The sequence below is a fragment of the Bradyrhizobium sp. S69 genome, assembly GCF_009766005.1.
GTDB lineage: Bacteria > Pseudomonadota > Alphaproteobacteria > Rhizobiales > Xanthobacteraceae > Bradyrhizobium.
In genome coordinates this window covers 1-22,816 of the sequence record NZ_LMUK01000059.1, presented here as the reverse complement: position 1 = coordinate 22,816, position 22,816 = coordinate 1, and the positions used below count along the sequence as shown (strand labels likewise).

Below are 22,816 nucleotides of genomic sequence, written 5' to 3'. Positions count from 1 at the left end.
CCGCGCAAACGGATCGCTCAGACCTTGCCCAAAGCTCGCAGCAGGCGTTGAGGCGTCATGGGAATTTGCGAGACATGTGCGCCTAGCGGCGCGATCGCGTCGTTGACGGCATTCATCGCGGCCGCCGACGCCGCGGCGGTGCCGGCTTCACCGCATCCCTTGGCGCCGAGTTCGGTATCACGCGTCGGCGTTTCGACATGGAATATCTTGATGTCCGGCATCTCATAGGCCATCGGCACCAGATAATCGGCGAGCGAGCCGTTCTCGAGCTGGCCGGTCTCGCCATAGCGGCACTCTTCGAACAACGCCGCGCCCAGGCCCTGGATGGCGCCGCCGCGGACCTGCTCGTTCACCAGCATCGGATTGATGATGCGCCCGCAGTCTTCGACCACCCAGACATCGATCAGCCTGACGAATCCGGTCTCGACATCGACCTCGACGTGGCATCCCTGAACGCCGTTGGTGAACGCGAAAGGATATCCTTTCGGAGAATAATGGTGAGCCACGGTCAGTTGTGGCGAGACATCATCCGGCAGCGTATCCGAACGGAAGTAGGAGATGCGGGCGACCTCCGACAAGGCGATGCGGATGTTGCCGGTCCCGGCGTCGACAATCTGGGCGTTCTGGATATCCAGGTCGGACGGCTTGGCTTGCAGGATCGCGGCGGCTACCGCCAGCACATTCTGTTTGAGTTTCTTTGCCGCCTGAAACGCGGTTTCGCCGCCGATGCCGGCGCCGCGGCAGGCCCAGTTGGCGCCACCATACGGCGTCACATCGGTGTCGCCGGTGATGACGCGCACGGTCTCGCGATCGACGCCCAAATTCTCCGCAACGATCTGGCCGATGATGGTTTCGGTGCCCTGGCCATGCTCGCCGATGCTGACCAGGCACTGCACTTCCCCTGATGGCGTGATCTTCACGATGGCGCCGTCCTGCGAAGAAATGCGCGCGCCGCCGACGCCATAAAACGCCGGCGAGGGATTGGTGATCTCGACGAACATCGCAATCCCGATACCGCGATAGACACCTTTGGCGCGAAGTTCCTCCTGCTGTTTTAGCAGCCGGGGGTAATCCATCTCGGCGTGGAGCTTGTCCAGGCAGACCTCGTGCGACAGCCGCTCGAATTTGTACCCGGTCGGCGAGGTGTACGGATACATGTCCTGGGTGATGATGTTTCGCCGGCGTATTTCAAAGGGATCGAGCCCGAGACGCCGGCCGATGCCGTCGATCAGCGACTCCGTTACCGAACAGGCGATCGGGTGACCGACCGCGCGATACTGGCTGGTTTGAACCTTGTTCTGGAAAACCACGCTCAAATCGCCGCGATAATTCCTGAACCGGTACGGCGCTCCCATCAGCCGCACCACCTGGTTGCCTTCGACGACACTGGTGCGCGGAAAGCTGGAGAAGGCACCGATCGCTGTGACGTCATCTACTTTCATGCCCAGGATATTTCCCGAAGCGTCCGCCGTCATGCTGGACGTGACGCGATGGTCGCGGGCGTGAATGTCGGAAAGAAACGATTCCATCCGATCCGCGACATATTTGACGGGCCGACCGGTCAGCATGCTCAGGCCGACGACGGCCATGTCCTCGTGATAGACATGCAGCTTCATGCCGAAGGAACCGCCAATGTCGGGGGCGACTACCCGGACGCGGGATTCGGCAATTCCGTAGTAGCGGCTATAGAGATCCTGGAACTGGTACGGCGTCTGGGTCGCGTGATGAACCGTCAGTTGCTCTTCGCTGGAATTGTAGTCGGCGATGATGGCGCGCGGCTCGAGCGTGACCGCGGTATGGCGGCCGAAATGAAAGACATCCTCGATCTCGACGGCGCCGTCCTTGAAAGCGGCCTCGACATCTCCGCTTTCCACTTTGAGCGTGAACGACAAATTGGTTCCGAGATCGGGATTGATGATCTCGGAGCCCTCCTGGCGCGCCAAGTCGATGTCGGTCACCACGCCGAGTTCTTCATAGGCGACTTCGACGAGCTCGGCGGCGTCTTCCGCCAACGCGCGGCTCTGCGCGACCACGGCGACGACGGCCTGTCCGGCCCAAACCACCTTGTCGATCGCCAGCGGCAGTTGCGGTGACGATTTCATGCCGCGGAAATGGTCGAGGGTTCCGACCCATGGCTTGCACAGTTTGGCGAGATCCGCGCCGGTGGCGACCAGATGAACGCCCGGCATCGCGGCGGCCGCACTGATATCGATCGACATGATTTTGGCGTGGGCGTAGGGGCTGCGCACAAAGGCCGCATGGAGCATTCGCGGCAGCTTCATGTCGGTGACGTATCGCCCTTTGCCGGCCAGCAAACGCTTGGCGTTCGGACGCGTCACCGAGCGTCCGATGTAGCTGTTGGGACGGTCGAGCTTGCCAAGGGCATTGTTCATGATGCTGTCCCGCGCTCACCTGGGCTCGCAGGCGTGTCGACATTCCCGGCTCTTGACCGCGCTACTGATACGATCGAGTCGACGATCGCCTGATAACCGGTACAGCGACAGTAGTTGCCAGACAGGCCGTCGCGAATTTCATGGCGGGTCGGGGTCGTGTTGCGGCTCAACAATTCATGCGCGGTGACCAGCATGCCCGCGGTGCAGAATCCGCATTGCAGCGCGTTGTTGTTGTGAAACGCCTGCTGAATATCGGCGATCGCCTTGCGCTGGCTCAGCCCCTCGACCGTTTCGACATGGTCGCCGTGGGCCTGCACCGCGAACATCAGGCAGGAATGCACGGCTTTTCCGTTCAGAAGAACCAGACAGGCGCCGCACGCCCCCATCTCGCACCCCTGATGCGTGCCGGTGAGCTCCAACTCCTCGCGCAGGAAATCCGCCAGCGACAGTCGCGGTTCGACATATTTCGCGACCGCTTCGCCGTTGACCTCGAGCTCGATCGGGACACGTTCGTTCATGTGACCTCGTCTTGGCGCATACAATCGGGTTGGCTCAAGCGGCCGAGCAGCCGCCCCAGCAACACCCGCGCCAGATGCATCCGCATGGTCGCGCTGGTTTCTTCATTGTCCTCGGGATCGAGATCGTCGCCGAGTGCTGCCTGGGCGTCGGAAATCGCGTCGGCCGAAAGCGCGCGCCCAGTGATCGCCGCTTCGGCGTGGCGGGCACGCAGCGGCGTCGAACCGACCGAGAGAAACGCAATCCGGATTGTGGAGACCAGATCTTGCGCAAAATTTCCCTGGACCCCGGCGCCGACCAGCGCGTAATCGCCGCGCCGACGCGCCAGTTCGTCAAACACGCAGCGATCGGCGTTCCCAAAACATGGAATGTTGATCGCGGTCAGGATTTCGCCGGGCTGCAAGCCAGTTTCGAAAAGCCCTCGAAAGAAACCGTCGGCCTTTGTGGTTCGGGTGCCGGCGAGGCTTGCGATCTCGAATTCGGCATCCATCGCCAAGGTCATCGCGGGAAACTCGGCGGAGGGGTCGGCCAGCGCGATGGTGCCGCCGAACGTTCCCATGTTGCGGATGGCGGGATGCGCCACGAAGGGTGCGGCCCGACGCAGCAACGGCGCGTGGCGCGCGATCTCCGGGGACGTCAGCATTTCCGCGTGCCGCGTCAGCGCGCCGACGCGCAGCACATTGCCGGACCGCGATATTCCAGTCAGGCTCTCGATGCGCGAAATATCGATCAGCAGTTCCGGCGCCTGCAACCGCAATGACAGAGACGGCACCAGGCTTTGGCCGCCGGCCAGATAGCAGCCTTCGCCGCCGGCCCGATCAAAGGCTTGCAACGCATCCTCTAGAGATTGCGTTCGAAAATATTTGAAAGCGCGGGCTTTCACGCACGGCCTCCCAATCCCTGGCAGACTTTGTAACCAATCGGTCTCAAATTATGTTTGGAGCCGCTTCCGCCTCATGTCAACAGAAATTACCATTTGGTCTGTTTTCCTTTATCTATAGCAAGAGTTTGAAAATGTTGATAAATATGAAACTCAAAACGGATTCGGGCGACGATGCGCAAGGCTAAGGCTGTAAAGGTCAAAAAGCGGCCGCTGAGCAAGCGCGTGGCGAAAACCGGTGCAGCCCGGAAAGCCGCACCGCCTCGCAAAAACATGCGGGCGGCCGAGCGTGAGAAGGTCATTCTCGATCAGGCGATCCGCTTCTTTGCCGAACATGGTTTCGGGGGGCAGACGCGTGAACTCGCCAAGCGCATCGGCATCACTCATTCGGCGATCTATCGGCATTTTCCGAGCAAGGAGGCGCTGATCGAGCGGGTGTATGAGCACGTCTATCTCGGCGGCTGGCAAAAGCACTGGGCCGGGCTGATCCTGGACCGGTCGCGTCCGCTGGAATCCCGGCTGACGCAGTTCTACTGTGAATATTCGGATCGGATCTTCAACTTCGACTGGGTCCGCATCTTCGTTTTCTCAGGCCTGAAATCCTTCGACATCAATGCGCGTTATCTCAAAGTGGTGATGGAGACGATCGGCGCGCCGGCCATGCTGGAAATGCGGCATGAACTTGGACTGGCCGCGCCGTCGCAGTTGCCGATCACCTCGCGGGAGCAGGAATTGTTCTGGGGCCTGCACGGCCGTATCTTCTACATCGCAGTTCGCAAGTTCGTGTACGGCACGCCGGTTCCGGAAGGCGAGGAGCGCCATGTCGTGATCGCCGATGGCGTCCATCAGTTCATGCTCGGCGCGCGCCAGACGGTGGACGACATCGTGCGGCAGAGTGCGAGCTAAAGGCTCGCTCGCTCGGCCACCGCGAATATCTTTCCCGATTGCGTTTTCCTGTTTGAGCAAATCCTGGGCAGGACTTGCTCAAACTACGGCCTTGTCAGTTCCACATCTAGGTTTAGCCTTGCATCTCAATTGGGATCCCAATTGGGTTTAGCTAGATGACATCTGATCCGACGATCGTTACGCCGATCAATGCCGCCGTAGATACCGCGGGCGCCAAGAGCACGTTGTCGCAGGAAGTCTACGGCCGCCTGAAGCAAGACATCTTCGATTTCCGGATGCCGCCCGGTCAGCGCTATTCGGAGCATGAATTGGCCGCGACGCTGCAGGTGTCGCGAACGCCGCTGCGACTGGCGTTGCATGTGCTCGCCCACGAAGGCTATCTGCAAAATGTCGGCGGCCATTCGTCCTGGCAGGTTCGCCCGCTCGATCTTGCGTTCTATGAGGATCTCTATGATTACCGCGTGGAGATTGAGGCGCTCGCGCTGCGCCGGCTCTGCGCGGCGGATAGCCCACCGCCGCTGATGGCGCTGCGGGCCTTCTGGTGCGTGCCGAAGGCAAAGCGCGAATTGCAGGGCCATCTCGTCGCCCAGCATGACGAGGTGTTTCACAGCACCCTGGTGGGATTCGCTGGCAACCGCGCGATGCTTCGCTCATTCGACGAACTGACCGACCGTATCCGTATCATCCGCCGGCTCGATTTCGTCAGCCCGGCGCGGATCGTGAAGGCCTATCAGGAACACGCCGAGATCCTGCGCGCGGTGGAAAACCGCGATGGTGTCGAAGCCGAGCGGTTGATCCGGCGCCATATCGAAACATCCCGGGTCGAGATCCGGAGCATCACCTTTCACCGTATGGCCGTTGCCACCTCGGCAGCCGCATCGGTCAGCGCCGCCAAAACCATCCGATGACGACACAGAGCGGAGTACGTCGATGAACTATGTCAGCCCGAATCCCTCCGGCCCAAGTTCTTCCGGCCCAAATCCAAAGCCAGGGTTACTGCCTTCCGACGGATGCCAGGATCAGGTTCTGCTCAATGATTGGCACGTGGTCGCGTTTTCGGAAGAAGTCATTTACGGAAAATTGCACCCGGTCACCCTGCTGGAGCGGGATCTGGTCGCGTGGCGCGATCTTGAGGGGCAAATTCACGTCTGGGAGGATTTGTGCATCCACCGCGGCGCCCGGCTTTCCAAGGGATTTATCCAGGACAACAAGGTGGTCTGCCCGTATCACGGCTGGAATTACGACGGCTCCGCCAAATGCGTGCTGATGCCGGCGGCGCCGCAGGAAACGCCGCTCAAGAAGGCGCGCGCTATACCGCATCACGCCCAGGACAAGTATGGATTCATCTGGGCGTGCATCGGCACGCCGGCCCGCGCGATTCCCGAATTCGCCGAATGGGACGACCCGAGCTACCAGAAGGTGACCTGCGGCCCCTACCCATTCCGGTCGGGGTACCGTGCCGTGGAGAATTTCGTCGATCCGACGCACTTTCCGTTCGTTCATGCCGGCGTCAACGGTGTTTTCAGCGATCCGGATCCGATCGCACCTTACGAGGTGCATGAGAGCGAGGAGGGGTTGTCTTCGACGGAAGTGCGCGTGACGCAGCCCTATGGCGATCCGCGCGGCGTGCCGGTGATCTCCTACTATAGTTACAAGTTGATGCGCCCATTGGTGGCTTATCTGAAGAAGCGGCTCGTGATCTCGGATCCGGCACGCGAGGCGGAGGGCAATCCGAACGATCGGTTTTGCACGTATTTGACCGCGCAGCCGGTCGACGAAGTCACCAGCATCGTGCGCATCGTCTGCGGGACCAATTTTTCGCCGCAGCCCTCCGACGCGGACGTGCGGCGGCGCCAGGACCTGGTCTATGCGCAGGACGGTGCGATCGTCGATACGCAGCGGCCGGAGCGTATTCCCGTCGATCTTCGCTATGAGTTGCACCATCGCAGCGATCTGATCGGCCAGAAGTACCGCAGCTGGCTGAAGAACATGGGTGTGACCTATGGCACCTTTGGCAATCTCTGAAGCGCGCGACGAAACCGCGGGCCTTGCGGTTCGGCTCGAACGCAGCGTCCCGATCGCAACAGATGCGCGGCTGCTCGAATTCGCATCGTTGCAGGGGCCGCTGCCGCCGGCCACGCCCGGCTCGCACATCGACGTGCATCTGCCGAGTGGCGGGCTGCGGCAATATTCGCTGGTCACGCCGCTCTGCTCGGCAACGCGCTATGTCATCGCGGTGAAGCGCGAGGCGACCGGCCGGGGCGGCTCGGTCTGGCTGCACGATGAGGCGCGGGTCGGCGCCGAATTATTGATCGGGCGTCCGCGGAACAATTTCGAACTTGACGAGACGGCGGAACAAACCGTGCTGCTGGCCGCCGGTATCGGCATCACGCCGATCTACGCGATGTTCGAGCGGCTGCAACAACTCGGCCGCCCGGTACGGCTGCATTACTGGAGCCGCTCGGCGGAGCATGCGCTGTTTCGCGAACGGCTGGAACGTCACCCCGACGCGACCTTGATCCATTCGTCAGGCGGCCGCGCTGTTTCGGCTAGCGACGTCCTGAAGGTGGCACCCCCTGGCGCCGAGATCTATTGCTGCGGACCGAGCCGCATGCTGGACCAGTGCATCGCCAGCGCCCCGCGGCCGCAGCATTTGCATGTCGAACGCTTTGCCAATGCGGCAAAGGATCTAGGCGCGTCCGAGCCGCAGGATGGCGTTACCGGATTCACGGTGCATCTGGCGCGCAAGAAACGCGACATCGAAGTCGCGGCCGGCGAGACCATTCTCAACACATTGATCGCCGCCGGCATCGACGTCGCCTATTCCTGCGAGGAGGGCGTGTGCGGCGCCTGCGAGACCACGGTGCTGGAAGGCACGCCGCTGCACCGCGACGCGGTGCGCAGCCCGGAAGAACATCAGCAGCGCAAGACGTTCATGATTTGCTGCTCGCTCAGTCGCGAGAAGCGACTCGTGCTCGATATCTAGAACCAACTGCTCTGCATCGAAAGTCTACGCGGAACATTGAGGCCGATCGCCCGGCATCGATCGACGAAAGCGAAAGGCCGCACGCGGTTGGCGTACGGCCTTTAAGTTTTGTTCGCTTGTCAGGTTCGATCAGTTGTCGTGGTGAATGATGGTTTTGGTTTCGCTACCGTCATCCCGTTCCTTCTTGATCACCGTGGTGCGATCGGTATCGCGCGGCTGGTTTTCCTTGATCACCGTGGTGCGATCGCGATCGCGGTCACGATCGGGGGCCTCGCCCACGGTCACGCCGGCTCCGACGGGGCCGACATGCACGCCGACTTCGTCTGCCAATGCGGGACTGACCAAAGCCGGGGCCACCAGAAGCGCTGCGATAACTAAATATTTCATATGCTGTGTCCTCCAAATGGTTCGATCGCAATCCAACGTCAGCTCCACGACGAAGTTCCGACGGAACCCAGTTTCCGAGTCGCGGAAGATTTGGAACGTTTGCCGTCGCCAAGCGTAACCCCGGCGACTTCGCCGTTCGTCCCCCCGGAACGGCGGAGATCCCAGGGATCGCCCCGGCGGCGTTTATCGCCGGGGCGGACCTTGAGGTGCCACATGCGCGTTGGCGGGAATTCGTCTTTTTCGGGAGCGTTTGATGAGATCGAAATCCGTCGCGAGTGGCGAGGAGCGGACCTTTGTGCTGATCCTCGACCAGGGCGAGGAAGCCTTCAAGGCCATCACCGACTTCGCCAACACGCAAAACATCAGCGGCGCCTCGGTGTCGGCGGTCGGCGCCTTTGCCGAAGCCAAAGTCGGCTGGTTCGACCTCTCGGCCAAAACCTACCGGCCGATCGGCGTCAGCGAGCAATGCGAGGTTCTGAGTTTGCTCGGTGACGTGGCGCAGGGTGACGACGGCAAGGCCAGCCTCCATCTTCACGCCGTGCTTGGACTAGAGGACGGCACGGTGCGAGGAGGCCATCTTCTTTCCGGCTCGGTGTGTCCGACCCTCGAGGTGACGATCCGGGAAACGGTGGCGCATCTGCGCAGGAAGAAACGCCCCGAGCTGGGTATCGCCCTGATTAGCATCTAGCGCCGATCTAGTTGATCCAGCCGAGCGCGCGAAACCAGAAGAAATCGATCGGCGCCAAAACCGCGTAGGAGATCATGGCGACGGCTGCGCAGGTCAGGACGGCGTAGCGCATCGGTACCCTCGCGATGCCGGCGGCGACCACGATCGGGGCCGCCTGATAGGGCAGGAATGGCGTGGCGTAGGCCAGCACCTGGGACATCAGCACCGTCACAAGCTGGAAACCACTGTGATCGGCAAGCGATTTAGCGAGCGGCGTGAATACCGCAGGCAGGCCGTTGGCCGTCACGACGAAGTTCAGGAGGCTCGCCAGCCCGACCATCGATGCGAAGCTTTTCGCCGGCGAGGCGGGATCGAGCGGCAACAGCGGAATGATCGCGTTTCCGATCAGGTCGCCGAGCCCCGACCAGGCGACGACAGCCGCGAGCCCGAGAATGCCGGCGAGGTAGATACAGGTGCGGACATTGACGCCGACGGCGAACTCCTCGCCGGTCAGGAAGCCTACTTTCGGCAAAAGGCAGATGCACGCGGCCACCAGCCCGACCCAGGCCGGTTGAATCCCGTGCAGGGAATCCGTGATCCACAGCGCCAGCGTGACCAGGAGGATGATCGACAGCCGCCATTCCGCCGGGCTCATCTTCTCCTGGGAAGCTGCGCTTTCGACGCGCTTCGGCTGTGCGGGAAACATCCAGACCAGAAAGCCCGTGATCAACGCGCCCTTGACGATGCCGAGGATCGGCGCGTGCAAGATGAAGTATGGCAGGTAGCCGAAATGGAGGCCGTAGGCGCGCTCCGCCGCGCCAGTCATCACCAGATTGGGTACGTTGGCCGGCAGAATGCTGGCCGACAATTCGTAGGTGCCAAGCCCGACCGCGAGCGCCAGCGCGATCCGGCCGCGCGTTCCTTCGCCAAGTCCGGTGCGGTCGGCGAGCGCCATGATGATGGGCATCAGCAGCGTAATGCGTCCCATGTTCGACGGCATCACGAACGCCAGCGCGTAGGTCAGGCAGACCACGCCGAGCACCATCGAGGGCCAGGATTGGGTGAGGAAGGCGGATAGCGAATTGGCGATGCGGTCGGCGAGTCCGACTTTTTTGATCGCGGCGCCGAGGACGAAGCCGCTCAGCACCAGCCAGAACGCCGCCGACTCGAAGCCGGCGAACACCACGCTGGCCGGCGCCGATCGGAATATGGTCAGTGCTGCAAAGAACAGCAGCGCGGTCAGATATTCGGGCAGCGCGTTGGTGGCCCAGAGCACGATGGCTACCGCGGCGAACCAGCCGGGATGGATGAACCATGTGCCTGGTAATATCTCGGTCATGACGCCTCAAGCGATGGATGGAGAAATCAGATCGCGGCATCGATGGCGGGACCGGAGGAAATCCGGGCTCAACTCATGCGACCGTGGGTCGCCGGGCGATCCGGACGGTGACGTATAGACCGGCGGCGCGTCGATCGAGTAGTGCGTGTATATCAATGCATCCATGCGGCCGCGATCCGCTTGGTAGCCGACAATTTCATTCATCGGGAGAGGCACGATCTCCGGCCGCCTTAGGCCGGTTTCCAAAAAGGAATAAGTAAAATCGCCGCGCGCGCATTCTCTTTTCGAGCCGCAGGGCGCATCCCGATGGGTAGGTAAACCCCAGGGGAGAAATGCTGTGGCCAGAATGCGGGCAATCGACGCTGCGGTACGGGTGCTGGAAAAGGAAGGCGTGGTTCACGCTTTCGGCGTCCCAGGTGCTGCGATCAATCCGTTATATTCCGCGATGAAGCAGCGCGGTTCGATCAGTCACATCCTGGCCCGGCATGTCGAGGGCGCCTCGCATATGGCGGAAGGCTACACCCGGGCCAAGGCGGGAAACATCGGCGTCTGCATCGGCACGTCCGGGCCTGCCGGCACCGACATGATCACCGGGCTTTATTCGGCGATCGCGGACTCGATTCCGATCCTGTGCATCACGGGCCAGGCGCCGCGCGCCCGGATCTACAAGGAAGACTTTCAGGCCGTCGATATCGAATCGATCGCCAAGCCGGTGACCAAATGGGCGGTCACGGTGCGCGAACCGGGACTGGTGCCGCGGGTGTTCGCCCAAGCCTTTCACATCATGCGATCGGGCCGGCCAGGTCCGGTGTTGATCGACCTGCCGCTGGACGTTCAGCTTGCCGAAATCGAGTTCGACGAGGAGACCTATCAACCGCTCGCGGTCTACAAGCCGGCGGCGACGCGCCAGCAGATCGAAAAAGCCCTCGACATGCTCAACGCGGCGGAGCGGCCGCTGATCGTCGCCGGGGGTGGCGTGATCGGTGCGGACGCTTCCGAGTTGCTGGTGAAGTTCGCGGAGACCGTCAATGTGCCGGTGGTTCCCACGCTGATGGGATGGGGCGCCATCCCGGACGACCACGTGCTGATGGCGGGAATGGTCGGGCTGCAAACCAGCCATCGCTACGGAAATGCGACGATGCTGGAGTCCGACTTCGTGCTCGGCATCGGCAACCGTTGGGCCAACCGTCATACCGGTTCGATCGAGACCTACACCAAGGATCGCACCTTCGTTCACGTCGACATCGAGCCGACGCAGATCGGTCGCGTCTTCAATCCCGACTTCGGCATCGTTTCCGACGCCAAGGCGGCGCTTGAGCTGTTCGTCACGGTCGCGAAGGAATGGCGCGGGTCGGGTAAGCTGAGGAAGCGTCAGGCCTGGCCGGCGGCATGCCAGGACCGCAAGCGATCGATGCTGCGCAAAAGTCATTTCGACCACGTGCCGATCAAGCCGCAGCGTGTGTACGAGGAGATGAGCAGGGCCTTCGGCCGTGACACCTGTTATGTGAGCGTGATCGGCCTGTCGCAAATTGCCGGGGCCCAGTTTCTTAAAGTTTACGGCCCGCGCAATTGGATCAATGCGGGGCAGGCGGGTCCGCTTGGGTGGACATTGCCGGCCGCGCTTGGCGTGCGCGTGGCAGATCCGGAACGGGAAATCGTCGCGCTTTCGGGCGACTATGATTTTCAGTTCATGATCGAGGAGCTGGCGGTCGGCGCCCAGTTCAAGCTGCCTTACATCCACGTCGTGGTGAACAACTCCTATCTTGGCCTTATTCGTCAGGCGCAGCGCGGTTTCGCGATGGATTACCACGTCCAATTGTCGTTCGAGAACATCAACGCGCCCGAACTCGGCGGTTACGGCGTTGACCATGTCGCGGTTGCGGAAGGTCTCGGCTGCAAGGCGATCCGGGTGACGGATCCCCGCGACGCCCAGTCGGCCTTTGCGAGGGCGCGCGAGTTGATGGCGGAACATCGCGTTCCGGTCGTCGTCGAATTCATTCTCGAGCGGGTGACCAATATCGCGATGGGGACAGAGATCGACAACGTCATCGAATTCGAGGAGGTGCTCGATCTGCCGCTCGATGGCGTTGTCGACAAATCCCTCGTCGAGCCGGCCTGAATCAAACTCGAATACATGCAAGAGAACCGTCATGCCGAAGTTCGCCGCCAATCTGACGATGCTTTTTAACGAGATGCCGTTCCTTGATCGCTTCGCGGCGGCAAGAAAAGCGGGTTTTGCCGGCGTGGAATCCCTGTTTCCGTACGAGTACGAACCGAACGTGCTCGCAGGACTGCTGCGGGAGCATGGCTTGACCCAGGTGCTTCACAATCTTCCCGCCGGCAACTGGGCGGCGGGCGAGCGCGGCATTGCCATATTGCCGGAGCGCAGGTCGGAATTTCGCGAAGGCGTGCAGCGCGCCATCGAATACGCCAAGGCGCTGAATTGCCCGCAGCTCAATTGCCTCGTGGGCATCACGCCCAAAGAGGCGGATCCTGCGGAATTGCGCAATGTCTTGCTCGAGAATTTGCGCTATGCGGCCGAAGTTCTTCGGAAGAACCACATCAAGCTGTTGATCGAGCCGATCAACACCCGCGACATTCCCGGATTCTTCCTGAGCGGCACGGAGCAGGCGGCTGCCATTGTCGCGGATGTCGGCTCGGACAATCTCTTCATTCAATACGACATCTACCATATGCAGATCATGGAGGGTGATCTGGCGCCCACGATCAAGCGGCACTTCGATCGGATCGCCCATATCCAGCTCGCCGATAATCCCGGGCGCAACGAGCCGGGTACCGGAGAAATCAACTATCCGTTCCTGTTCCGCTATCTCGATGCGATCGGATATCGCGGCTGGGTCGGTTGCGAGTACAAGCCGAAGACGAATACCATGGACGGTATGCGTTGGCACATCGCTGCAACCGCGGCGGCATAATTGCTGAAGGAAACCGGGACATGAGCGACGTCGGCTTTATCGGCCTTGGAATCATGGGCCGGCCCATGGCCGCCAATCTGCAGGCTGCGGGACATCGGCTTTTTGTCCTGGAGTCGTCCGCCGCCGCCGGAGATTTCGTGTCGGCCGGCGCGATCGCCTGCAAATCCGCCAAGGCTGTGGCGGAACAGGCGGAGGTCATCATCATCATGGTGCCCGATACGCCGCAGGTGAGCGACGTTCTATTCGGCCGCAATGGCGTCGCGGAGGGCATTTCAAAAGGCAAGATCGTCATCGACATGAGTTCGATCTCGCCATTGGCGACAAAAGAGTTCGCCAGGAAGATAAACGATCTCGGCGCTGAATATCTCGACGCTCCGGTGTCGGGCGGTGAGGTTGGCGCCAAGGCGGCATCCCTCACCATCATGGTCGGCGGCTCGCAGCAGAGTTTTGACGCGGTGAAGCCGTTGTTCGACAAGCTCGGCAAGAATGTAACCCTGGTTGGCGGCAACGGTGACGGCCAGACCACCAAGGTGGCCAATCAGATCATCGTCGCGCTCACGATAGAAGCGGTCGGGGAGGCACTTCTTTTCGCATCGAAGGCCGGCGCGGATCCGGCGTTGGTGCGGAAGGCGTTGATGGGAGGCTTCGCCTCGTCGCGTGTGCTCGAAGTGCACGGCGAGCGCATGATCAAACGCAATTTCGAACCGGGGTTCCGAATCGAACTGCATCAAAAAGACCTCGGCCTGGCGCTGGAGGGCGCGCGCGCCCTCGGATTGGCATTGCCGAACACCGCCGCCACGCAGCAATTATTCAATTCGTGCACGGCGCTCGGCGGCAAATCGTGGGATCACTCCGCGATGGTCAAGGCGCTTGAATGCCTGGCTTCCCACGAGATTGGCGAGTCTTAGGCGGCCGTTTGTGCTTCGGAGTTTCGACGGCCTTGGCCGGTGATCGACGCTCCCACCAGTCCGCCTTGAACTGCGGAATCAGGAAGTCGATCAGGGCCAGCGCTTTCCGGGGCACTTGCTTGGGCGACGGGAACACCGCGTGCAGTTCCTGACCGGGCAGGCTGAAGTCCTCCAGCACGGTCACGACCTCGCCGGCGGCCAATGACGCCGACGCCACGTAGCGCGGCAGTATCGCAATGCCCATGCCGGACCTCGCCGCGGAAAGCAGCGTCGACAAATTGTTCGAGCGCAAGGGCCCGTCGACGACGACGGACTGCGGATCGCCGGTTCGCGGTCGAAGCTGCCAAACCGCATCGCCCTGAACGCTGGAATACACGATGCAATCATGCGCCTTGAGGTCCGCAGGGTTTTGGGGCGCAGGCCGGCCGGCAAGGTATCGGGGAGAGGCCACCATCACCCATGGATTGTGGCCGATATAGCGGCAGCCCATCGACGAATCGGTCAGCCGGCCCATCCGCAGCGCGACATCGATGCCGTGGGTCACCAGGTCGAGGTAGCTGTCCTCGCAGGTGAGGTCGATCTTCAGATGAGGCTGCTGCCGCATGAAATCCATCAGCAGCGGGGCCAGGATCCTGCGCCCGAACGCCACCGAGGTCGAAATGCGCAGCGTGCCGACCAGGGTCTTGCTGCGCTGGCCGACCGCGGCATCGGCATCGTCAATCTCGGCGATGATGTTGGTGCAGCGTTCGTAGTAGGTCAGCCCATCTTCGGTGAGGCTTATCCCGCGGGTGTTGCGATTGAGCAGCCTTGTCCCAAGGTGCTGTTCGAGCTGCGTGATGGACTTGGTGACGCTCGATTGCGAGATCGAGAGCTCGTCGGATGCCTTGGAAAAGCTCCCGAGCTCGACCACCCGTTTGAAAATGCGAATGCAGGAAAGATGGTTCATGGCTCGAAACGTAACAACCAAATGCCTCCATTGAAACAGGATTTGATATGGGATCAGAGTCTGGCGCGCTTGCTGGCGCCGATGCGTCAGCACGGCATGCGGCGTCAGGCGCGCGGCAATACGGCATCCCAGGCCAGCGGCAAATTGAGCAGGCCGCGGAACGCCCAGCCGCCGATCTCGACGGGCGCGTCAGTGACGACCCGCAGATTCGGCAAGCGCGCCAGCACCGTCGGCAGCGCAATGTTGGCGATCATGGCGCGCGACACCCAGGCGCCGGCGCAGAAGTGCGGTCCCGCGCCGAATGCGATGCTCTTCGAAGCGTCGCGACGGATATCAAACCGGTCCGCGCCTGCGAAATATTGCTCGTCGCGATTGCCGGAGCCAAACATCAGGAATGCCCGGTCATCCGGCTCGAAATCGACATCGCGAATGGTCCATGGTCTTGCGATCCGTCGGGGCGACATGCCGATCGGCGAAATCCAGCGTGCGAATTCCTCGAACGCCTGTAGATAAGACACCGCTCCGGCTCGAACGAGGTCGAGCTGCTCGGGATGCGTGAGCAGCGCCCATAATGTCCCGGCAAGCGCTTTTCGCGGCTCGTTTTGTCCGCCGCTGATGGCGAGCTTGATGTTCGCCCGAACGCCGTCCATCGGCATGCCGGAAGCAACCATGACGCCGAGCAGGCTTTTGTCGTCTGCTTCGAGGCTGGGCAGCATATCGTCGATCGCGGCGTCTATTCCGGCCGTCGCTTCATGGCACCTTGCTTCCACCTTCGGATCGCCAACGTAGTTGGCAATGCCGTCGATCATCGCCTGCGACCAGGCGTTCATGTCCTGGTAGCGCATCTTCGTCAAACCGGTCACCGACTTCAGGCATTCTGCCGAGAACGGCAGCGCAAAATCGGCAATGAAGTCCATCGTCACGGACGAAGGAAGCGTATCGATCAGACGGTCGGCGTGCGCCTGGAACTGCAAGCTCCAATGGTTCTTGACCGTGCGTGGCGAGACCGCTGGGAAAAACGCGTTTCGCTCGACGCTATGCGCCGCGCCGTCCTTGCGCATCATGTTGTAGCCCATCAGCCGGGTCATCAGCCCGTTCGGCTGATCGGAGCTGAAAACGTCGATCTGCTTTTCGGAAACGGAAATGTCGTCCCGGCGGCACAACAACGTGCTGCCAAGCTGTGGCACATAGGCGATCGGCGCCTCCTTGCGCAGCGCTGCGAGCGTCGGATAGGGGTCATTCCAGAAGGCGGCGACGTCGATATCGATATGCGGCGCGGTGCTCAAGTCCGGTCCTCCCTGTTCCGGGCCATATTAAAGCCGGAACGGCGGCGCGTCTGTACCCAAGGAGAGGGACAGGCACCGCTCCGCTTGCCGCTATCAGCGTTGAACGCGCGTTGGGCTTAATTCAGCCGGTGTGGCGACGCCAACAGACGCAGCACGATGGCGAACAGTTCATTTTGAGAGGAGATGCCGAGTTTGGCGTAAGCGCGTTTGCGATAGGTGAATGTCGACTGCAGGCTGATGCCCAAATCCATCGAAATCGCTTCGGAGTTGAAGCCGGAGAGAATGCGCAGGCTCACCTGCCTTTCGCGATGGGTCAGGCGGGTGAGTGGATCGCTGGTCGAGAACAGCAGTTCAAGTTTGCGATAGGGGTCGTGGTCCGGCGGGTTCACCGCCTGAAAGTGCCGCGCCACGGTAGCACCTATCGCGGGCGCAATCCCGTTGAGGCGTTCGACCTGCTCGGAGCTGAAGCGGCCCTGAGCCACGGTCCGGTAAAAATTGACGTAGAAACATGCGCGCTCGGCCCAGATCGCGGTGGCGAACTTGTCCACGATCTCGGCGTCTTCAAAGAAAATCTTGGCGTATCTCGTGCTGTACATGCGGCGCGCGAATGTCGGCAGCACGATCGACGGCGCGCTGCTGCGTTCGCGAAAAATCGTGTCGCGGTTGGGATCGGCCAGATGAAAATGTTCGGAATAGGCCGCGCCGAGATCCGGTCCGCTCGGGATATTGCCGATGTCGAGCAGGCAGCGCGCGGAACGTTCGCCCTCGAAGGTGAAGACCATGCAGTGGCCGACGCCGCCGACGCGCCGTAGCGCACCGATCAGGGCTTGCGGGAACAAGGGGCGCCCGATCGCGAGCACGGCGGGCGTGATATCATGTTCGCCCGTACCCTTGAGGGCTTGGGGGGCCTTCATCGTTTCCTCCGCTGCAACCTGTTTTCGCAAGTCTACCAGCCGGCAGCGGCCAAATCCGATAAAGATTTGCGGGACAATTGCCGATCGGCAGGCGCGGCACCAGGCCGCGACCGGGCGCCGGCCCAGGCCTTCCCCGGCCCAGGCCTTCCCCGACCTAGAGCCTTCCCCGACCTAGAGCGTTTCCCGACCTAGAGTGTTTGCCGAATTAGAGCGTTTCCCGAGTGATGGGTCGCTCGCGATCAGGCGGCGTCCGAGGGCAGACCGCCATGCAGGCTCTTGTGGACCGCGGACGGGACAATGCCGAAGCATTTCCGGAACACGCGGCTGAAGTGCGAGGAACTGGAGAAACCCCAGGAGAAAGCGACGTCCGTGATCGTCTTGCCCGCATGCGCTTCCAGTTCCTGGCGGCAATGCAACAGTCTCTCCCGCCAGATATGATCGCTGACGGTCATGCCTCGCTCGCTGAACAGCATGTGCAGATAGCGCTTGGTGCAACCGAGCGCCGACGAGATCTGGTCGATGCTGAGATCCGGATCGCGCAAATGCTCGTTGATGAAGGCCTGCGCGCGTACATACATCGCCTCGGGGCCTGCGCGGTCAAAGGACGAGTCGGCTTCGCGCAGCGGCAACAGCAGCAGATCGATCAGCGAATCAGCGACGCCGACCGCACTGTTCGCCGACAATTTGGTGGCTTCGTTGAATGCCGCATGCACGAAGTCATAGGCGATCCGGCCGGTGCCGGTGCGCGCCGACAGCTTGCACGCATGCATCTTGCCGAACTGGAAGCCGCGTTCACGCAGCAATGCCTTCGGCACGATCACGACCTCATGCCGCGTCAGCGCCGGACTGACGATGGTATGGGGACAGGAAACATCGTAGGCTAGGCAGTCGCCGGGATTGATCTCGATTTGGCAGCCGTTCTGCTCGAAGTAGGAGACGCCGTAGGTCTGGAACAGCAGTTTGACATAGGGATGCTTGCTACCCTTGCTGCGCGAAACCGTTTGAGCGATTCTGTGCTGGCTTACCTCGATTTGGCACAGCTTCAGCTGCGAAACGATGGTGTAGTTGATCCGCGCGTCCAGCTTTGAGCTCTCGAGCGGGTCGATGTCGAAATGGCCGCAGAGATCCGCCAGCGCATCCGACCAGATTTGGATCTGCCGTTTCGGCCCCAACCCGACAGTGCTGAGCGAATGGACAGCGTCGGACATTTCTCACCACCGATTTGAGGTCAACCGCGCGGCGCTCGCGGCCGGTCACGGGAAATGATATCTAACGGAGCATCTAACGGAGCCAGCCGGGATCGCGAAGCAGCTCCGCCTCCCTCATCGATCCTCCGACCAAGTTCAGGCGGCGTCAAGGAAAACCTCTCGTTGAGACAGGGCTTTGGAGAAGGCCTTGCTATCCTCAACCGGGTTCCCGGCGGTTGCGGGGAAACGCCCCGTGCGTCGGCAAATGGCGAGATCTATGTCAGCACGACTTACCCGAATCGTGGTTTTGCGGTCGATCCCGGCAATCCGGGCAGGATTCGCTGGCAACGCAGGCCGAAACGGGATCCCACGGCCTGTCCGGTCGCATTCTGCCGGTCCACCGAGGGCCGGCCTGTGGGTCGGGCGAACGCAAACGCGATCCCTCATACTTTCGGACGAGTTCTGCAGCCTGCTGCATCAGTCCTTTGCTTTGCCTGAAGTGCCGTCATCGCCGAGCAATCGGGTGAAGGCTGCGACATGATCCGCCCATAGCGAGGGGAAGGCCATCGTGAGATGGCCATATGACTTTTCCGAGCCGGCTTGCACCGCATATTTCGCCTGTGGAACACGCTTCAGCAAACTTTCGAGGATGAGCAGCCGCGCCGGATTGAACTCGTCGTCATCGAAATTCAGCGCATATACCCTGGTCTTTATTTTTGCGAGATCACGCTCCGGATCGTCGTTCGCATCGAGGCTTTCCGCCTGCTTTCGGATCGAAGCGACGAACTTGTCCGCGGCCGCCTCGTCCGGAATGGCGGATTGCAGGCGTGGAACGCCGTCGATCATGAGCCGGAGAACGCCGTAGCCTTCCGCCAGACTGCGCGGCTGATGGAGGTAGTTTCCGCCGTTCCAATCCGGGTCGGATTCGATCGCGTTTGCGACCATCCGACGCCACAGCAGATTGCGTCCCGACACCTTGGTCGGAAAGGCAACAACCGGCATGATGCCGTCCTTCGCATCCGGATACGCTTCGGCCCACTGTCAGGCGTTCATCTGATGAGCTTCGAGCTTATTCCCCTGGCGCCGCTCAATCCCGCTTCGGCAGTTGCAGCGAATGACAACCGGTTTGCCGTAAGCTCGAGCGGACAGCGCCGACTAAAAATCCTGTAAGGCTCACTGCCGTTACACGATTGACGCACGTTTTCTGATAGTTGTTCTGATCGTTTGTTTTGGAGTGCGGCGCCGTCCGTTACGAATGCGGCCAATATGGCTTTAGTTGTATCTTGACAAAGGCACACCTTGCCTCGACAAGTGGCGTGGAACAAGAATTAGTCCGGAAAAAGAATTTCGACGATAGGTTTGTGCGCGGGGTTGTTGGCACAGGGGGGACGGCGTGAGCGAGCCATTTTTGTCCGAAATCAAGATCATGTCCTTTGTATTTGCGCCAAGGGGATGGGCGCAATGCAACGGGCAGTTGTTGCCCATCAATCAGAACCAGGGTTTGTTTTCGCTGTTGGGCACGACCTATGGGGGCGACGGGCGAACCAATTTCGGCCTGCCCAACCTGCAGGGACGCGCGCCAACCCACATGGGCGGCGGCCTGACGCTGGGCGAGCTCGGCGGAGAGCAGAACCATACGCTGACAATCTCCGAGTTGCCGACCCATGTGCATTCGGTAAATGTGTCGTCGGTCTCCACCAATGGGGGCTTCAATCCGGCCAACAACTATTTCGGCGGTTTCAACAATCTCTACCATTCCGCGGCGACTTTGACCCCGATGCAGCCGAACACAGTCGGCCCGACCGGAAGCAGTCTGGCTCACAATAATATGCAGCCTTATCTGACCCTGAATTTCTGCATCGCCCTCCAGGGCATTTTTCCGTCACAGACTTAAGAGGGGGCACCCGTGTCACAGCCTTACGTCGGCGAGATACGCATATTTGCCGGCAATTTTGCGCCGGCCGGCTGGATGTTCTGCCAGGGCCAGTTGTTGCCGATCAACGAATACGACACCCTGTTTAATCTCATTGGCACCACCTATGGTGGCGACGGCCAAAACACTTTCCAGCTTCCCGACCTGCGCGGTCGTGTCCCGATCCATCAAGGTGGCGGCTTTGGGCTGTCGCAAAATGGCGGCGTCGAGACGGTGACGTTGACCACGCAGCAAATTCCGGCGCATTCGCATGCGTTTCTGGCGTCTACCGCGGACGGCAACGCCAGCACGCCGGTGGCCAACGTGGCCGCTAAAGCGACCACCGTGGCGCTTTACTATCAGGCGATTCCAACTAACGCCATGGGACCCAACAGCATCGCACCCACAGGCGGCAGCCAGCCGCACGATAATTTCCAGCCATATCTCTGTCTCGATTTTATCATTTCGCTGTTCGGCATCTTCCCCTCCCCAACCTAGGACCAGACCATGTCCAACCAATTTGTTGCCGAGGTGCGCATCTTTCCGTTCAACTTCGCCCCCAAGGGATGGGCGTTCTGCAACGGGCAGCTCCTGCCGCTCTCGCAGAACACTGCCCTTTTCTCGCTGCTCGGAACCACCTATGGCGGCGACGGCAGGACCACTTTCGGGCTGCCCAACATGCAAGGCAATGCGCCGATGCATCCGGGCCAGGGTCCGGGTCTGACGCTGCACGATCTCGGCGAAACCGGCGGATCGAGCACGGTGACGCTGCTGCAGTCGGAGATGCCGTCACACGGGCACGCGTTGAATTCCGAAGCGCGGTTTGACGCGAACACCGGCGCGCCAAGTCCAAACGCAGCGTTTTCGCGCACTGCTAGCGGTGCGCCCTATCAGACCAGCACCAGCGCCAACGCGACCATGTCCGCCAACACGATCGCACCGGCCGGTGGCGGTCAGCCGCACAACAACATGATGCCATATCTCACGCTCAACTTCTGCATCGCGTTGCAGGGCATATTCCCGCCGCGCGGTTGACGATCGCATCCCGATGAGCACGCTCGACGCCGCGTCGCCGGCACCGTTCGGCTGGCAACGTGCGGCTGCTTCGGGCGTGCGTTTTCGCTCCATTGCGGAGGCCGACCTGCCGTTCCTGTATCGGGTCTATGCCTCGACCCGCGCCGAGGAGCTTGCGCCCGTGCCATGGTCCGAGGCGCAGAAGGCGGCGTTCCTGACCATGCAGTTTCAGGCGCAACATACCGAATATCAGCGAAGCTATCCCGATGCCGCGTGGCTCGTGATCCTGCGGGCCGGCGAACCGGCCGGACGGCTCTATCTCGGTCGCGGCAATATCGAGCACTGCGTGATCGATATCGCTTTGCTGCCCGAACATCGCGGCCACGGGCTTGGCGCCGCGATCATGCGCGATCTGATGGATGAGGCCGGCCGTGCCGGCAAGCGGCTGGCGATCCATGTCGAGAAATTCAATCCCGCCATGCACCTCTATCGGCGGCTCGGATTCCAGACCGTCGAGGACAAGGGCGTTTACGATCTGATGCACTGGAGCGCGGCGCCCAGTAGATCGATTCCGTAAAACCGAATGGTTGATACTCGGCCCCATCGCGAGAGTCTGTGAAGCCATTTCGGCCGTCATCCTGAGGTGCGAGCTCTCCCGGCAGCGCACTTGCGCTGTCCGGTGCGAGCCTCGAAGGATGGCCGCAAGCACGATGCTGAACACCATCCTTCGAGGCGCGTCGAAGACGACGCGCACCTCAGGATGACGGCCGAGATAGCTTCACGTCCTCTCAGGTGACGTCCAAAATAGCTTCACGTCCTCTCAGCTTCACAACCTCCCGGGATGAGGGAGGAGAAGCGTCCTGATATGATCCAAACTTTGGTAACGTAGCTCTACGTGAATACGGCCTCGTAGCTGTTGCCGCCATCCTTCGGGCCGATCGGGACCAGAAACAGATCCAGCGTCTCGAATCCGGGGTGCTGCAGGGGATAGATCGCCTGCGGCAGGAAGGGGCCAGGAGGCGAGAGGAACGTCAGCGAAAAGGCATCGCCTTGCCGAAGCCCTTTTCCCAGCCTGCGAACCTCGACGAGCCTGAGTGAGACTTCGCCGGCAGGTGCGGAAACGCGAAACTCGTCCTCGATCCGGCGTTCGAAATCGGCCGCCGTCAACTGGGCAATGTCGGTCGTCATCTGGCCTTCCCTTACGAACGCGGCGCCGACAGTGGGCCTATTCCGGGGCCGGAATTGGCCACAACCTCCTTTAACCAAAAGCGAAAAAACAGCAACAACCCGTGATTCCTGTGAACCACCTCACACAGACGCGATCGGCCGTATGACATCTTAACCATCCGTCAACCAACGATTGTACGGCGTTGCATTTTAATGGTATTTTAATCAATAGAAACGTCCAGGGCTTGAGGCGTCTGTCGGCATTACCGGCAATCGGGGCGGCATCGCGTCGAAGTCTCTCAAGCTGGGTGATTTGAGCGATTACGTGCCGGCGCGTTGCTTGTCCTGCCGGACGGGAGAATTCGATGTCTGATAACGGGTGTGCGCCGTGGAAAGGCGGCGCTTTCCAGTGGGTGCGAGGCCCACCCGGCAACCGCTCCAGCCGGAAGCAACCGGAGCAGTCATGGAGGAG

Annotated in this window: 23 protein-coding genes; 12 read left to right on the top strand and 11 right to left on the bottom strand. The window is 61.2% G+C overall.

Features of this window, described 5'->3' with window-relative positions; translation table 11 throughout:
* Positions 1-17: 17 nt before the first annotated feature.
* The 3 genes from GSQ88_RS31330 to GSQ88_RS31320 are packed head-to-tail and all read right to left on the bottom strand — an operon-like array spanning position 18 to position 3,792.
* A complete protein-coding gene (locus GSQ88_RS31330) occupies positions 18-2,393 on the bottom strand; it encodes a xanthine dehydrogenase family protein molybdopterin-binding subunit (protein ID WP_159011905.1) in 2,376 nt (791 codons plus the stop codon).
* Positions 2,390-2,911: a (2Fe-2S)-binding protein gene (locus GSQ88_RS31325; RefSeq protein WP_159011903.1), complete on the bottom strand. Its 522-nt coding sequence runs from the start codon at positions 2,909-2,911 to the stop codon at positions 2,390-2,392. Before GSQ88_RS31325 ends, GSQ88_RS31330 begins: the two co-directional genes overlap by 4 nt.
* Positions 2,908-3,792, bottom strand: coding sequence for an FAD binding domain-containing protein (locus GSQ88_RS31320; protein WP_159011901.1), 885 nt, complete (start codon positions 3,790-3,792; stop codon positions 2,908-2,910). The genes GSQ88_RS31325 and GSQ88_RS31320 overlap by 4 nt, the downstream gene beginning before the upstream one ends.
* 270 nt (positions 3,793-4,062) lie before the next feature.
* Here GSQ88_RS31320 and GSQ88_RS31315 point away from each other — a divergent pair, with 270 nt between their 5' ends.
* The 4 genes from GSQ88_RS31315 to GSQ88_RS31300 all read left to right on the top strand — a co-directional run bounded on the left by GSQ88_RS31315 (position 4,063) and on the right by GSQ88_RS31300 (position 7,681).
* Positions 4,063-4,695, top strand: coding sequence for a TetR/AcrR family transcriptional regulator (locus GSQ88_RS31315; protein WP_159012032.1), 633 nt, complete (start codon positions 4,063-4,065; stop codon positions 4,693-4,695).
* A gap of 155 nt (positions 4,696-4,850) precedes the next feature.
* Positions 4,851-5,603, top strand: a complete 753-nt coding sequence (locus tag GSQ88_RS31310) for a GntR family transcriptional regulator (protein ID WP_159011899.1) — start codon at positions 4,851-4,853, stop codon at positions 5,601-5,603.
* 22 nt (positions 5,604-5,625) lie between these two features.
* Positions 5,626-6,720 carry a Rieske 2Fe-2S domain-containing protein gene (locus GSQ88_RS31305; RefSeq protein WP_159011898.1) on the top strand — a complete coding sequence of 365 codons (1,095 nt, stop codon included), beginning with the start codon at positions 5,626-5,628 and terminating at the stop codon, positions 6,718-6,720.
* Entirely contained in the window at positions 6,698-7,681 is a 984-nt protein-coding gene (locus GSQ88_RS31300; RefSeq protein WP_159011896.1) for a PDR/VanB family oxidoreductase, read from the top strand. Before GSQ88_RS31305 ends, GSQ88_RS31300 begins: the two co-directional genes overlap by 23 nt.
* A gap of 129 nt (positions 7,682-7,810) precedes the next feature.
* On the opposite strand, the gene GSQ88_RS31295 is transcribed toward GSQ88_RS31300, so the two are convergent.
* Positions 7,811-8,068, bottom strand: coding sequence for a hypothetical protein (locus tag GSQ88_RS31295; protein WP_159011894.1), 258 nt, complete (start codon positions 8,066-8,068; stop codon positions 7,811-7,813).
* A gap of 253 nt (positions 8,069-8,321) precedes the next feature.
* On the opposite strand from GSQ88_RS31295, the gene GSQ88_RS31290 reads away from it, so the two are divergent.
* On the top strand, positions 8,322-8,756 hold the full coding sequence (locus GSQ88_RS31290; protein WP_159011893.1) for a PPC domain-containing DNA-binding protein: 435 nt from the start codon (positions 8,322-8,324) through the stop codon (positions 8,754-8,756).
* Positions 8,757-8,763: 7 nt separating this feature from the next.
* Here the strand turns inward: GSQ88_RS31290 and GSQ88_RS31285 are convergent, their stop codons facing one another.
* On the bottom strand, positions 8,764-10,074 hold the full coding sequence (locus tag GSQ88_RS31285) for an SLC13 family permease (RefSeq protein WP_159011891.1): 1,311 nt from the start codon (positions 10,072-10,074) through the stop codon (positions 8,764-8,766).
* Between the two features lie 337 nt (positions 10,075-10,411).
* Between GSQ88_RS31285 and gcl the strand changes: the two genes are divergently transcribed.
* Genes gcl through GSQ88_RS31270 form a run of 3 tightly spaced genes read left to right on the top strand, consistent with a single transcriptional unit; the run spans position 10,412 to position 13,918 of the window.
* Positions 10,412-12,193 (top strand): glyoxylate carboligase, encoded by a 1,782-nt coding sequence (gcl, locus tag GSQ88_RS31280; protein ID WP_159011889.1) that lies wholly within the window; start codon positions 10,412-10,414, stop codon positions 12,191-12,193.
* Positions 12,194-12,224: 31 nt separating this feature from the next.
* Positions 12,225-13,010 (top strand): hydroxypyruvate isomerase, encoded by a 786-nt coding sequence (gene hyi, locus GSQ88_RS31275; protein ID WP_159011887.1) that lies wholly within the window; start codon positions 12,225-12,227, stop codon positions 13,008-13,010.
* A gap of 20 nt (positions 13,011-13,030) precedes the next feature.
* The gene (locus GSQ88_RS31270; RefSeq protein WP_159011885.1) at positions 13,031-13,918 is read left to right on the top strand and encodes a 2-hydroxy-3-oxopropionate reductase; all 888 of its coding nucleotides are present in this window, start codon (positions 13,031-13,033) and stop codon (positions 13,916-13,918) included.
* Here the strand turns inward: GSQ88_RS31270 and GSQ88_RS31265 are convergent.
* From GSQ88_RS31265 to GSQ88_RS35425, 5 genes are all read right to left on the bottom strand, one after another.
* Positions 13,872-14,864 carry a LysR family transcriptional regulator gene (locus tag GSQ88_RS31265; protein ID WP_159011883.1) on the bottom strand — a complete coding sequence of 331 codons (993 nt, stop codon included), beginning with the start codon at positions 14,862-14,864 and terminating at the stop codon, positions 13,872-13,874. The genes GSQ88_RS31270 and GSQ88_RS31265 overlap by 47 nt on opposite strands.
* Positions 14,865-14,968: 104 nt before the next feature.
* Entirely contained in the window at positions 14,969-16,150 is a 1,182-nt protein-coding gene (locus tag GSQ88_RS31260) for a cytochrome P450 (protein WP_159011881.1), read from the bottom strand.
* A gap of 116 nt (positions 16,151-16,266) precedes the next feature.
* Complete coding sequence (locus GSQ88_RS31255) at positions 16,267-17,064, bottom strand: helix-turn-helix transcriptional regulator (RefSeq protein ID WP_159011874.1); 798 nt, start codon at positions 17,062-17,064, stop codon at positions 16,267-16,269.
* Between the two features lie 239 nt (positions 17,065-17,303).
* Complete coding sequence (locus GSQ88_RS31250) at positions 17,304-18,272, bottom strand: helix-turn-helix domain-containing protein (protein WP_159011873.1); 969 nt, start codon at positions 18,270-18,272, stop codon at positions 17,304-17,306.
* A gap of 456 nt (positions 18,273-18,728) precedes the next feature.
* Positions 18,729-19,253 (bottom strand): alpha/beta hydrolase family protein, encoded by a 525-nt coding sequence (locus GSQ88_RS35425; RefSeq protein WP_210253942.1) that lies wholly within the window; start codon positions 19,251-19,253, stop codon positions 18,729-18,731.
* Between the two features lie 391 nt (positions 19,254-19,644).
* Between GSQ88_RS35425 and GSQ88_RS31240 the strand changes: the two genes are divergently transcribed.
* From GSQ88_RS31240 to GSQ88_RS31225, 4 genes are read left to right on the top strand one after another with little or no spacing between them, the layout of a single operon-like run.
* Positions 19,645-20,145, top strand: coding sequence for a phage tail protein (locus GSQ88_RS31240; RefSeq protein ID WP_159011871.1), 501 nt, complete (start codon positions 19,645-19,647; stop codon positions 20,143-20,145).
* Between the two features lie 12 nt (positions 20,146-20,157).
* Complete coding sequence (locus tag GSQ88_RS31235; RefSeq protein ID WP_159011870.1) at positions 20,158-20,661, top strand: phage tail protein; 504 nt, start codon at positions 20,158-20,160, stop codon at positions 20,659-20,661.
* A 9-nt stretch (positions 20,662-20,670) separates the two neighbouring features.
* On the top strand, positions 20,671-21,198 hold the full coding sequence (locus GSQ88_RS31230) for a phage tail protein (protein ID WP_159011868.1): 528 nt from the start codon (positions 20,671-20,673) through the stop codon (positions 21,196-21,198).
* Positions 21,199-21,211: 13 nt separating this feature from the next.
* Complete coding sequence (locus GSQ88_RS31225) at positions 21,212-21,754, top strand: GNAT family N-acetyltransferase (protein WP_159011866.1); 543 nt, start codon at positions 21,212-21,214, stop codon at positions 21,752-21,754.
* Between the two features lie 314 nt (positions 21,755-22,068).
* Here the strand turns inward: GSQ88_RS31225 and GSQ88_RS31220 are convergent, their stop codons facing one another.
* Positions 22,069-22,365 (bottom strand): DUF6916 family protein, encoded by a 297-nt coding sequence (locus tag GSQ88_RS31220; protein ID WP_159011864.1) that lies wholly within the window; start codon positions 22,363-22,365, stop codon positions 22,069-22,071.
* Positions 22,366-22,816 lie beyond the last annotated feature (451 nt).

Coding starts and splice junctions, on each gene's coding strand:
- GSQ88_RS31330 (WP_159011905.1), bottom strand. CDS start 2,393: ATGAACAATGCCCTTGGCAAGCTCGACCGTCCCAACAGCTACATCGGA.
- GSQ88_RS31325 (WP_159011903.1), bottom strand. CDS start 2,911: ATGAACGAACGTGTCCCGATCGAGCTCGAGGTCAACGGCGAAGCGGTC.
- GSQ88_RS31315 (WP_159012032.1), top strand. CDS start 4,063: ATGCGGGCGGCCGAGCGTGAGAAGGTCATTCTCGATCAGGCGATCCGC.
- GSQ88_RS31310 (WP_159011899.1), top strand. CDS start 4,851: ATGACATCTGATCCGACGATCGTTACGCCGATCAATGCCGCCGTAGAT.
- GSQ88_RS31305 (WP_159011898.1), top strand. CDS start 5,626: ATGAACTATGTCAGCCCGAATCCCTCCGGCCCAAGTTCTTCCGGCCCA.
- GSQ88_RS31300 (WP_159011896.1), top strand. CDS start 6,698: ATGGCACCTTTGGCAATCTCTGAAGCGCGCGACGAAACCGCGGGCCTT.
- GSQ88_RS31295 (WP_159011894.1), bottom strand. CDS start 8,068: ATGAAATATTTAGTTATCGCAGCGCTTCTGGTGGCCCCGGCTTTGGTC.
- GSQ88_RS31290 (WP_159011893.1), top strand. CDS start 8,322: ATGAGATCGAAATCCGTCGCGAGTGGCGAGGAGCGGACCTTTGTGCTG.
- GSQ88_RS31285 (WP_159011891.1), bottom strand. CDS start 10,074: ATGACCGAGATATTACCAGGCACATGGTTCATCCATCCCGGCTGGTTC.
- hyi (WP_159011887.1), top strand. CDS start 12,225: ATGCCGAAGTTCGCCGCCAATCTGACGATGCTTTTTAACGAGATGCCG.
- GSQ88_RS31270 (WP_159011885.1), top strand. CDS start 13,031: ATGAGCGACGTCGGCTTTATCGGCCTTGGAATCATGGGCCGGCCCATG.
- GSQ88_RS31265 (WP_159011883.1), bottom strand. CDS start 14,864: ATGAACCATCTTTCCTGCATTCGCATTTTCAAACGGGTGGTCGAGCTC.
- GSQ88_RS31255 (WP_159011874.1), bottom strand. CDS start 17,064: ATGAAGGCCCCCCAAGCCCTCAAGGGTACGGGCGAACATGATATCACG.
- GSQ88_RS31250 (WP_159011873.1), bottom strand. CDS start 18,272: ATGTCCGACGCTGTCCATTCGCTCAGCACTGTCGGGTTGGGGCCGAAA.
- GSQ88_RS35425 (WP_210253942.1), bottom strand. CDS start 19,253: ATGCCGGTTGTTGCCTTTCCGACCAAGGTGTCGGGACGCAATCTGCTG.
- GSQ88_RS31230 (WP_159011868.1), top strand. CDS start 20,671: ATGTCCAACCAATTTGTTGCCGAGGTGCGCATCTTTCCGTTCAACTTC.
- GSQ88_RS31225 (WP_159011866.1), top strand. CDS start 21,212: ATGAGCACGCTCGACGCCGCGTCGCCGGCACCGTTCGGCTGGCAACGT.
- GSQ88_RS31220 (WP_159011864.1), bottom strand. CDS start 22,365: ATGACGACCGACATTGCCCAGTTGACGGCGGCCGATTTCGAACGCCGG.